Raw genomic sequence first — 11275 nt, forward strand, 5'->3', positions numbered from 1 at the left:
CCATGCGACTGACCGCCGGAACGTCCGCACGCCTCGGCGCAAGCTGGGACGGACGCGGCACCAACTTCGCGCTGTTCTCCGCCAACGCGCAGAAGGTCGAGCTGTGCCTGTTCGACAGCCAGGGACGGCGCGAGCTCGAGCGCATCGAATTGCCCGAGCGCACCGAGGACGTCTGGCACTGCTATCTCAACGACGTCTCGCCGGGCCAGCTCTACGGCTACCGGGTGCACGGCCCCTATGAGCCCGAGCACGGCCACCGCTTCAATCCCAACAAGCTCCTGCTCGACCCCTACGCCAAGCGGCTCGCCGGCAGGCTGGTGTGGAGCGATGCGCATTTCGCCTATCGCACCGGCAGTCCGCGCGAGGATTTGTCCTTTGACCGGCGCGACAATGCGCGCGGCATGATCAAGGCCGTGGTCGTCGACGAGACCTTCAACTGGGGCCGGCGCGAAATTCGCCCGAACATTCCCTGGGACGAGACGATCATCTACGAGGCCCACGTCAAGGGGCTGACGCAGAGGCGCGATGACGTGCCACCGAACCTGCGCGGCACGTTTGGCGGACTGTCCTCGCCCGCCATGATCGAGCATCTGAAACGGCTGGGTGTGACCACCGTCGAGCTGCTGCCGATCCACGGCTTCATCGACGACCGGGTGCTGGTGGAGAAGAAGCTCGTCAACTACTGGGGCTACAACACGCTTGCCTTCTTCGCGCCGGAGCCGCGCTACGCGCAGGACAATCCGCTGGACTCCTTCCGCACCACCGTGGCGCGCCTGCATGATGCCGGGATCGAGGTGATGCTCGACGTCGTCTATAACCACACCGCAGAAGGCAACCATCTCGGCCCGACGCTGTCCTTCCGCGGCATCGACAACGCCTCCTATTACTGGCTGAACCGCGAGAACCCGCGCTACTATGACGACTTCACCGGCTGCGGCTCGTCGGTCAACCTCACCCATCCGCGCGTGCTCCAGATGGTCACGGATTCGCTGCGCTACTGGGTCGAGGTCTGCCATGTCGACGGCTTCCGGTTCGATCTCGCCACCACGCTTGCGCGCGGACCGAATGGATTCGACCGCGGCAGCTCGTTCCTGACCGCGGTCCGCCAGGATCCGGTGCTCCAGGGCGTAAAGCTCGTGGCCGAACCCTGGGACCTCGGCCTCGGCGGCTATCAGGTCGGCGCGTTTCCCTCGCAATGGTCGGAATGGAATGACCGCTACCGCAGCGCCATGCGCCGCTACTGGAGCGGTGAAGGCAGCCTGATCGGCGATGTCTCGAGCCGCATGACGGCGTCATCCGACCTGTTCCACCATGATGGCCGCAAGCTGCGCGCCAGCATCAATCACATCACCGTGCATGACGGTTTCACGCTGGCCGACCTTTTCAGCTACAACCAGAAGCACAACGAGGCCAATGGCGAGGACAATCGCGACGGCTCCAACGACAACCACAGCAACAACTGCGGTGCCGAGGGCCCGACCGACGATCCGCAGATCCTGTCGCTGCGCCGCCAGCTCCGCAAGAACGTGCTCGCCTGCCTCATGCTTGCGCAGGGCACGCCGCTGCTGCTCGCGGGCGACGAGGTCGGCAACACCCAGTCCGGCAACAACAATGCCTATTGCCAGGACAATGAAGTCGGCTGGGTGCTTTGGGACAATCTCGGCAAGGATGGCGAGGACATGGTCGAGTTCGTGGGCCAGCTCGCCGAGATCCGCCGACGCTTCTCGCAGCTTCGCAGCCAGAGCTGGCTCGACGGTCGCCGCGCCAACGGCTCCTACGGCGTCCTGTGGCTGACGCCGGCGGCCGAGGAGATGAACGAGAGCGACTGGAATTTTCCGGAAGGGAGATTTCTCGCCTATGTGCTCGGTCCGCTGGAACCCGACGTGCCCGCGATCTTTATTGTCCTGAACGCGGCACCGGAAGAGATCGGATTCAAATTGCCCAGGATGGCCGAATACAGGAGCTGGCAGCAGATCCTGAACACGACCGATGCCAAGTTGAACACGGTCGATTTCCTGCCCGGCACCGAGAGCAAGGCGCCGCCGCGCTCGGTGCTCGCCTTCGCGGGCGCGCTATGAGGCCATCCTTTGGCGCCAAGCCGGGCAAGGACGGCGTCTCGTTCCGACTCTGGGCGCCAGGCGCGAGGCGCGTCGACCTCATGCTCGACAGGCGCCATGCGATGCGGCGCGGCGAGGACGGCTGGTACGTGGCCGACATTCCCGGGCTGACGGCGGGCGCCCGTTATCAGTTCAGGATCGACGACGAGCTTGACGTGCCGGATCCGGCGTCGGCCTTCCAGCCCGACGATGTGTTCGGGCCGAGCGAGGTGATCGACCACGACAGTTTCGAATGGCGCGCCAGGAATTGGCGCGGCCGCCCGTGGCATGAGACGGTGCTGCTGGAATCCCACGTCGGCACCTTCACACAGCAGGGAAGCTATCGCGCCATGATCGACAAGCTCGATCATCTCGTCGCGACCGGGATTACCGGGCTGGAATTGATGCCGCTGGCGGACTTCGCCGGCAAGCACGGGTGGGGCTATGACGGCGTGCTGTGGTATGCGCCCGACAGCGCCTATGGCCGGCCCGAAGACTTGAAGGCGCTGATCGACGAAGCGCACCTGCGCGGCCTCATGGTCTTTCTGGACGTCGTCTACAACCACTTCGGCCCCGAGGGAAACTATCTCGGCCGCTACGCACCGAACTTCTTCACCGATGCGCATACCCCGTGGGGCAGTGCAATCGATTATCGCGTGCCGCAGGTTCGCGCCTTCGCGGTCGAGAATGCGCTCTGCTGGCTCAGCGACTACCGCTTCGATGGTTTGAGGCTGGACGCCGCCAACCACATCATGGCGATCCCCGGCGAGCAGTCGGTGCTGCACGATCTCAGCATCGCCGCGGGCCAGCTTGCGGCGGCGACCGGGCGGCACATCCATCTCGTGCTGGAGAATGGCGACAATCGCGCGAGTCTGCTCGATCCCACCGAGGAGCCGCCAAACGGCAAATATCGCGGCCAATGGAACGACGATTACCATCACGTCTGGCACGTGATGCTCACGCGCGAATCCTCCGGCTATTATGGCGACTATCAGCGCTCGCCACGCAGCGGTCTCGCCCGCGCGCTGGCGTCGGGCTTCGTCTACCAGGGCGAGGTCTCCGCATTCTGGGGCAACAAGCCACGGGGCGAGCCAAGCCGGCAGCTTCCGCCGGACACCTTCGTCAATTTCCTCCAGAACCACGATCAGATCGGCAACCGGCCGTTCGGCGATCGGCTGGAGAGCGTTGCGTCCCCGCAGTCGATAGAGGCGGCACTCGCCGTAACCCTGCTCGCGCCGATGGTGCCGATGCTGTTCATGGGCGAAGAATGGGGCTCGAAGAAGCCCTTCCCGTTCTTCTGCGATTTCCACGGCGATCTCGCCAATGCCGTCCGCAACGGACGGCGCCAGGAATATGCCTGGGCTTACGAGAAATATGGCGACGAGGTGCCCGACCCGCTCGATCCGGCGACGCCGCAATCCGCCGTGCTCGATTGGGAGGCCCGCACGCCCGAGGAAGATGCACGGTTGTCGCTGGTGCGGGAGCTCCTGCGTGTTCGCCGCACCGAAATCGTGCCACGGCTTGCCGGCGCGGTCTTTGGCGACGCCAAGGCTGAAGAGAGCGGACTGTTGACCGCGCATTGGCGCATGGGAGACGGCGCGACACTGCGCCTGTCCGCCAACCTGTCGGATCGCGAAGCTAGCTCACCGAACTTGACCGGCACGCCGATCTGGGGCGGCGAGCCCGGTGACCAACTTGCGCCCTGGTCGGTGGTCTGGCGCCTTGCGAGGTGAGCATGCCTCCCGCCATTCCGCTCGCAACCTATCGCCTGCAATTCACGGCCGATTTCAACTTCGACGACGCCGCCCGGATCGTCCCCTATCTGAAGGCGCTCGGCATCACGCATGTCTATGCCTCGCCGCTGATGAAGGCGCGCAGGGGTTCGACCCACGGCTACGACATCGTCGATCACAGCCAGTTCAACCCCGAGCTCGGCGGCGAAGCCGGCTTTGTCCGCTTCAGCGACACGTTGAAGCAGCACGATATCGGCCTGATCATCGACTTCGTTCCAAATCACGTCGGCGTTCACTTCGCCGACAATCCGTACTGGCTGGACGTGCTCGAATGGGGACCGGCCTCGCCGCACGCAGCCTCCTTCGACATCGACTGGGATCAGTTGCCGTATCGCGCCCGCGGCGGCGTGCTGTTGCCAATCCTCGGCTCGGCCTATGGCGAGGCGCTGGAGCGCGGTGAGATCGAGCTGCGCTATGATGCGGGCGAAGGCAGCTTTTCGGCCTGGTACTTCGAGCATCGGCTGCCGATCGCGCCGGAACGCTATGGCGAACTCCTGCGGATGATCGTCAAGGAGGCGAATGCCACCGAGAGCGCGGCAGGCAAGCACCTCCTGGCAGCCGCCGAACGCTACCAGGGGCTACGACACCCGAACCGCCAGGAGGCACCTGCCCTCAAGGGCGAACTGAAGGCGATCGCTGGCGCTTCCGAAATCATGGAGCGAGGTCTTGCCGCCTATCGTTCGGCCAAGGACCGCCCGACGCAAACACTTGCCCTGCATCACCTGCTCGAACGCCAACACTACAAGCTCGGCCATTGGCGGCTCGCCTCCAGCGACATCAACTATCGCCGCTTCTTCGACGTCAACGGTCTCGCCGGCCTGCGCGTCGAGGACGCCAGCACCTTCGCGGCCACGCACCGGCTGGTCAAGCAACTGGTCGCAGATGGTAGGCTGCAGGGCATTCGGCTCGATCATATCGACGGCTTGCGCGACCCCGCGCAATATTGCCAGCGGCTGCGCCGGATCGTTCGCGACGCGCAGGGCCCTGCAAAGCCGTTCTACACCGTCATCGAAAAGATCCTGTGCGAGCACGAACGGCTGCCGCGCTTTGCCGGCGTTCAGGGCACCACCGGTTATGAATGGATGAACGTCATCACCCAGGTGCTGGTCGATGCAAGCGGCCTGGAGGCGCTTGACGAAACCTGGCGTCAGATCAGCAATCGCTCGCCGCGGCTTGCGCCCTATCTGATGGAAGCCAAGAGGCGCGTGCTGGATACGCTTCTCACCAGCGAGTTCACCGTGCTGACGCGCCTGCTCGCCCGCATTGCCAATGGGCACTACTCGACCCGCGACTTTTCCGCCGACAGCCTGCGGCAGGCGCTCGAGCTCTACGTGCTGCATTTCCCGGTCTACCGCACCTACATCACGACGAGCGGACCGACCGCTCACGACCGCAAGCTGATCGAAGAGACCATCGCGCGCGCCCGCGCGGAATGGTTCGCGGCCGACGACGGCATATTCGACTTCCTGCGCGACGCCCTGACCATGGACCTGCTGAGGCCGGACCGGCCACCCCACAGCACTCCGCGCGTGCGCCGATTTGCATTGAAGGTACAGCAATTCACCGGACCAATGATGGCGAAGTCGCTGGAGGATACGACCTTCTATCGCTATCACCGCCTGCTTGCACTGAACGAAGTCGGCGGCGATCCCGCCGCAAAGGCTCTCGCCCTACCGGCGTTTCACGAGGCCATGAAGGCGCGCGCCAGGGAATGGCCGCATGGCATGACGGCCACGGCCACGCATGACACCAAGCGTGGCGAGGACGCGCGGGCACGGCTCGCCGCGCTCAGCGAGATCCCGGGCGAATGGAGCAGCGCGGTGGCACGCTGGAAGGTGGTGAACGTGCCGCACATCACCACGCATGGCGAGATGCGCGCGCCGTCGGCGACGTTCGAATACATGCTCTACCAGACGCTGCTCGGCGCTTGGGCCTTCGCCGCGCCCGATGCGGATTTCGTTGAGCGCATCCAGGCCTATGCGCTCAAGGCGGCGCGCGAAGGCAAGGAGGAGACGAGTTGGCTCAATCCGAACGAGACCTATGAGTCAGGCCTGCGGAACTTCATCGCGAAAATTCTCGATCCCGCGGTTTCTGCCGAATTCCTGGAGGCGCTTCAAACGCTCGCGCGACGCGTCGCCCTGCTCGGTGCGCTGAATTCGTTGAGCCAGCTCACGCTGAAGGCAACACTCCCGGGCATGCCGGACTTTTATCAAGGCACCGAATTCTGGGATCTGTCGCTCGTCGATCCGGACAATCGCCGTCCGGTCGATTTTGTCGAACGGCAGGAGGCGCTCGCGGGACTGGAGCGCTTCGATCGGAGCGGTCTTGCCCGAGACTGGCCGGATGGGCGCCTGAAACTCGCCTGGACGCGGCAAATCCTGGAGCTGCGCTCCGAGCTTGCCGATGTCTTCACCCGTGGCGACTACCAGGCTCTCGAGGTGAGCGGCCCGCACGCCGACCATGTCATCGCTTTCGCACGGCGCCACGGGCGCGACGCAGCCATCGTACTGGCGGGGCGAACCTTTGCGCCGCTCACGCAAGCTGGCCGCGAATGGCCGTCATTCGAAATGCTCGATGCGACCGTCGATGTGAAGGGCTATGCGATCCCCGGTCACGCGGGTGATAACCTGCGACTCTCGCGGACCTTTGGGTCGTTTCCCGCAGCTGTCCTGAAAGCCCGCATTGCGCGTACGGCAAGAACCGCCCGGCGGCCCGTGCCCGCCTGACACCGAGATCCTACTTCCCATCGCCCTTTGTCAGAAGCAATTGCCCGCGCTTGCGAATGGCGGCCTGCGCCAGCTCGGCGAAGCGCTGCAACAGCCAGGGCAGCATTACTTCGACCCGCACCTGATCCTCGCCGACATCGACCTGGCCGGCTGCGACCTGACCGAGCGCGCGGATGCGGAAATTCATGCGGTCGCCCTCCCAGCGCTCCTCCTCGACGTGCATCACCGGAATGCTGGCGGCTGCGCGGCCAAGCCCGGACTTCAGACGACGCGCGGCCTCCTCGCGACCGAGACGATGCGGGATCGAAACGACGAGCGGTGCTGACATGACGATATCCTCTGCCGACTGATGTAATCACCCCGCGTCGAACGCAAAGGTTCCGCTGCTAGATGCCTTCTTATCACGATCCGAGCGAGGAACTTTCATTACGACGGCAAGTTGCCCCGACGAAAATCGGTCAAGACAACGACCCTTCTTCGAGAGGGCTGGAGGAGATTTGCATGTCTATCGGTACAATCATTCTGATCATTTTGGTCATCGCGCTGCTTGGCGGCTTCAGCGGCATCGGCGGCGGCCCGTTCTACGGCACCGGCTATTACGGCGGTGGCGGACTCGGGCTGATCATCGTTATCCTGCTGATATTGCTGCTGATGGGACGGATCTGAACGGAAGCATCAACGGCGACCGCCCCCAACACGCTCAGTCAGTTCCTTCAAAGACTGTCATCACCCGCGAAAGCGGGTGATCCAGTATTCCAGAGGCGGAGTCGGGATACAGAGAAGCCGCAGCGTACTGGATCCCTCGCCTTCGCGGGGATGACACCAAACTCGCGGTACCCACTACTTCACCTTCCCCGCCAGCTTCTTGATCGCGGCCTTGATCGACGCAGCCGCATCGTCATACCCCTCCCACGCCTTCGATCGCGCCAGCAAGCCCGGGACTGTGCGTAGCGTATAGCGCTTCGGATCGAGATCGCTCTTCGCCTGCGCCCAGGTCAGAGGCATGGAGACGGTGGCGCCGTCGCGAGCGCGCGGTGACAGTGGAGCGACCGCAGTGGACATCCGATCGTTGCGCAAATAGTCGAGGAATATCTTTCCCTCGCGCAGCTTCTTCGACATGTTGAGCAGATATCGCTGCGGATCGTCGTCGGCCATCCAGCGGCACATGCCTTGCGCAAAGGCTTTTGCCTCCTTCCAATCGACCTTGTCCCGCGCACCGTAAAGCAGCGGCACGACGACATGCATGCCCTTGCCGCCAGTGGTCTTGCAGAAGCTCTCCAGCCCGACGTCGGATAGACGCTGTCGCATCTCCCTGGCCGCCTCGATCACGTCGGGGAAAGCCACGTCCGGCGCAGGATCGAGATCGAACACCAGCCGGCCTGGCGTGTCGTAGGCGCAAGGCGCGCAATTCCAGGGATGCAGCTCGACGCCGCCGATCTGCGACACCGCCGCCAGTCCCTCGACCCGATCGACCTGCAAATATGGCTTCCGATCGCCGGAGACCTTTGCAAGCTCCAAAAGGTTCGACGTGCCCTGCATGGCATGGCGTTGGAAGAAGCACTCACCCTTGATGCCGTCGGGCGCGCGAATGAGCGAGCACGGCCGTCCCTTCAGATGAGCGATCATCCATTCGCCGACCGCCTCAAAGTAGCGTGCGAGATCGAGCTTGGTGACGGGATCGCCATCCCCGCCATCCGGCCACAGCTCCTTGTCGGGCTTCGAGATGACGACGCCCATCACTTCCGCTGTGCCGGGCTGTTTTGATTTCGTCTTCGATGCCGCCTTCGCCTTGTCCTTCCGCGGCGACGGCTTGGCAAGCTCCGTCTTTACCGGCGTCTCGGCCTCGACCTCTTCCGCGGGTTTGTCCTGCCGCAAGCCCTTGAACGCCGCCTGGCGGATATTGCCGTCGGCAGTGAAGCCGGCGAACTCGATCTCGGCCACGAGCTCGGGTTTCAGCCAATGCACATCGCGGGTTTTCTTCGGCGCATTCTTGCCGCCGAACGGGCTCTCCTTGGCCTCCGCCGCCTTCAACAGCGGCATGATGCGCTTGACCTTGTCGGCACCAAAACCGGTGCCCACGATGCCGACGAAAGCGAGATCACCGCCACGGTGCACGCCCGCCATCAGCGAGCGGAATTTGCCATTCGTGGTCTTGTAGCCGCCGATCACGACCTCATGGCCGGCGCGGCATTTCGCCTTGGTCCAGCTTTCGGTGCGCCCTGAACGATAGGGTGCATCGAGCTTCTTCGAGACCACGCCTTCGAGCTCGAGCTTGCAGGCCGATTGCAGCACCGCATCGCCACCGCTCTCGAAGTGCTCGACATAACGGATCTGGCTCGACTTCTTCCTACGCGCGCCCAGCAACTCCTTGAGCCGCGTCTTGCGTTCCCCGAGTGGCAACCGGCGCAGGTCAAGGCCTTCGGCGAACAGGAGATCGAAAGCAAAGAACATGAGGTCATCGGTCTTGCCGTCCGACAGCGCCGCCTGAAGCGCGGAGAAGCTCGGCGCGCCGTTGTGGTCGAGGGCGACGATCTCACCATCGATCAGCACGTCAGGCAGCGCGCTACCTTCCTTGGCTATTGATGCGAATTTTCCGGTCCAGTCGAGGCCTTTGCGGGTCTTGAGCGTCGCTTCGCCATCCTCGACACGAAGCTGCACTCGGTAGCCGTCGAACTTGATCTCGTGGCACCAGCCCTCGCCCGGGTGCGGACGCTCCACCGCCGTGCAGAGCTGCGGCGGGACGAAGTCCGGCATCTCCGACACTCTCTTCGCGGACGTTATGTTCGTCCTCTTCGCGGACGTTATGTTCGTCGCCTTGCCTTTCTTCAAGGCCGCGCGCGGCGCAGGTTTGATGGTGTGCGTCTCCTGCTCGGCGCGATTGGACTGCCAGACCGCATCGGCCTTGGCTTTGGTCCCCTTCGCCAGCATGAACGGCTTTGGCGCGCGTCCCTTGCGCTCGGCGATCTGCTCCATCGCCCGGCCGGAGGCGACCGATTTGTCCGCGTCGAGGATGTCGCTGCCGTCTCCCTCGCGGGCGTAGTCGTCACGATGCTTGATCAGCAGCCAATTGGTGCATTTTTCGCCGCCGCGGTTGCGCATGCGCACGAGCACCCAGCTTCCATGCAGCTTGTCGCCATGCAGTGTGAACTTGAGGTCGCCCTTCTTGAAGCCGCGCTCGGGATCCTCAGACTCCCAATAGCCGCGGTCCCACAGCATCACCGTGCCGCCGCCATACTGTCCTTCCGGAATGGTGCCTTCGAAATCGCCGTAGTCGAGCGGATGGTCCTCGACCTCGACCGCGAGCCGCTTGTCATGGGGGTCGAGCGAAGGACCCTTCGTCACCGCCCAGGACTTGAAGACGCCGTCGAACTCCAGTCGGAGATCGTAATGCAACCTGGTCGCATCATGCTTCTGGATCACGAAACGCCGCTGTTTCGACGGCGCCACAGCCGTCTCGCCGGATGGCTCGGGAGTAATCTCGAAATCCCGCTTTTTCCGATAGGTGGAGAGGTTTCTCAGCACGACCGGTCCCGCATTATCTAAAGCGCATTCAAGCCTATCACGGCCAAAGTCCCACCCGGAACCAAAACCCATAAGGTGGGTTGGAGTTCCGAAAACGCATTGAAAACATTGGAGATTGGAATGGCTCCCCGCGCCTATTGGAAAGGAACGTTGAAGCTGTCGCTGGTGACCTGCCCGGTCGTCCTTTATCCCGCCGCGACCGCTGCAGCGAAAACGCGGTTTCACATGATCAACCGGGAGACTGGCAACCGCCTGAAGCAGCAGATGGTCGATGCCGAGACCGGCGACGTCGTCGAGAGTGATCAGAAGGGACGCGGATACGAGCTGCGTAAGGGCAAATATGTCGAGATCGAGCCCGAGGAATTGGAAGCGGTTCAAATCGAAAGCAATCACACGATCGACATCGAAAGCTTCGTGCCGCGCGAGGAAATCGACAAGCGCTACCTCAACCACCCCTACTATGTCGCTCCGGATGGCAAGGCTGCGGTCGACGCCTTTGCGGTGATCCGCGATGCCATGAAGGACGAGGAACGCGTGGCGCTCGCCAGGATCGTGCTGACGAACCGCGAACACGTCATGACCATCGAGCCGCTCGGCAAGGGTCTGCTCGGCACCACGCTGCGCTACCCCTACGAGCTGCGCGATGAGGACCAGTTCTTCGATGACATCAAGAGCCCGAAGATCACCAAGGACATGGTCGAGCTCGCCGGCCATATCCTGCACACCAAGGCGGCGCATTTCGATCCCAGCAAGTTCAAGGACGAATATGAGGACGCGCTGAAGGCGCTGGTGAAGCGAAAAGCCAGCGGCAAAAAGATCGAGCTGCCCGAGCCCGAGGAGCGGCCAAGCAACGTCATCAATCTGATGGACGCGCTGAAGCAGAGTTTGAAGGGGCGAGGCAAGGGACGGGCGTCAGCGCGCTCCCATGCGCGGCGGAGCACGAGCCAGCATCGCAGCACGCGCAAGACGCATCGCGCGGCGGCAACGCATCGCAAGGCAGGTTAGCGTACTCCGTCATTGCTGTGCAAGTTCACTAATTCGCTGATCGAATGGTCTGGGTCTGGACCTCGGCAAATTCCTTTGGTGTCTTGCCGCCGAGGGCCTGATGAGGCCTGAAGTTATTGTAGTAGATTACATA

8 protein-coding genes are annotated in these 11275 nt (G+C 63.3%); 5 read left to right on the forward strand and 3 right to left on the reverse strand.

The window, feature by feature from the left end; translation table 11 throughout:
• The first annotated feature begins 2 nt into the window (after nucleotides 1-2).
• Genes glgX through treY form a run of 3 tightly spaced genes read left to right on the forward strand, consistent with a single transcriptional unit; the run spans nucleotide 3 to nucleotide 6615 of the window.
• Complete coding sequence (gene glgX / locus ACV1FX_RS27795) at nucleotides 3-2078, forward strand: glycogen debranching protein GlgX (RefSeq protein WP_473120754.1); 2076 nt, start codon at nucleotides 3-5, stop codon at nucleotides 2076-2078.
• On the forward strand, nucleotides 2075-3829 hold the full coding sequence (gene treZ / locus ACV1FX_RS27800; protein WP_473120755.1) for a malto-oligosyltrehalose trehalohydrolase: 1755 nt from the start codon (nucleotides 2075-2077) through the stop codon (nucleotides 3827-3829). The genes glgX and treZ overlap by 4 nt, the downstream gene beginning before the upstream one ends.
• Before the next feature lie 2 nt (nucleotides 3830-3831).
• A complete protein-coding gene (gene treY, locus ACV1FX_RS27805; RefSeq protein WP_473120756.1) occupies nucleotides 3832-6615 on the forward strand; it encodes a malto-oligosyltrehalose synthase in 2784 nt (927 codons plus the stop codon).
• Nucleotides 6616-6625: 10 nt separating this feature from the next.
• On the opposite strand, the gene ACV1FX_RS27810 is transcribed toward treY, so the two are convergent.
• Nucleotides 6626-6943 carry a polyhydroxyalkanoic acid system family protein gene (locus tag ACV1FX_RS27810; RefSeq protein ID WP_473120757.1) on the reverse strand — a complete coding sequence of 106 codons (318 nt, stop codon included), beginning with the start codon at nucleotides 6941-6943 and terminating at the stop codon, nucleotides 6626-6628.
• A gap of 173 nt (nucleotides 6944-7116) precedes the next feature.
• Here ACV1FX_RS27810 and ACV1FX_RS27815 point away from each other — a divergent pair, with 173 nt between their 5' ends.
• A complete protein-coding gene (locus ACV1FX_RS27815; protein WP_211384334.1) occupies nucleotides 7117-7281 on the forward strand; it encodes a DUF3309 family protein in 165 nt (54 codons plus the stop codon).
• A 174-nt stretch (nucleotides 7282-7455) separates the two neighbouring features.
• On the opposite strand, the gene ligD is transcribed toward ACV1FX_RS27815, so the two are convergent.
• On the reverse strand, nucleotides 7456-10137 hold the full coding sequence (gene ligD, locus ACV1FX_RS27820) for a DNA ligase D (RefSeq protein ID WP_473120758.1): 2682 nt from the start codon (nucleotides 10135-10137) through the stop codon (nucleotides 7456-7458).
• Nucleotides 10138-10257: 120 nt separating this feature from the next.
• On the opposite strand from ligD, the gene ku reads away from it, so the two are divergent.
• A complete protein-coding gene (ku, locus tag ACV1FX_RS27825) occupies nucleotides 10258-11142 on the forward strand; it encodes a non-homologous end joining protein Ku (RefSeq protein WP_473120759.1) in 885 nt (294 codons plus the stop codon).
• A gap of 28 nt (nucleotides 11143-11170) precedes the next feature.
• Here the strand turns inward: ku and ACV1FX_RS27830 are convergent.
• The coding region (locus tag ACV1FX_RS27830; protein ID WP_473119414.1) for an integrase core domain-containing protein at nucleotides 11171-11275 on the reverse strand (105 nt) is incomplete at its 5' end.

This window comes from Bradyrhizobium ingae, assembly GCF_055791185.1.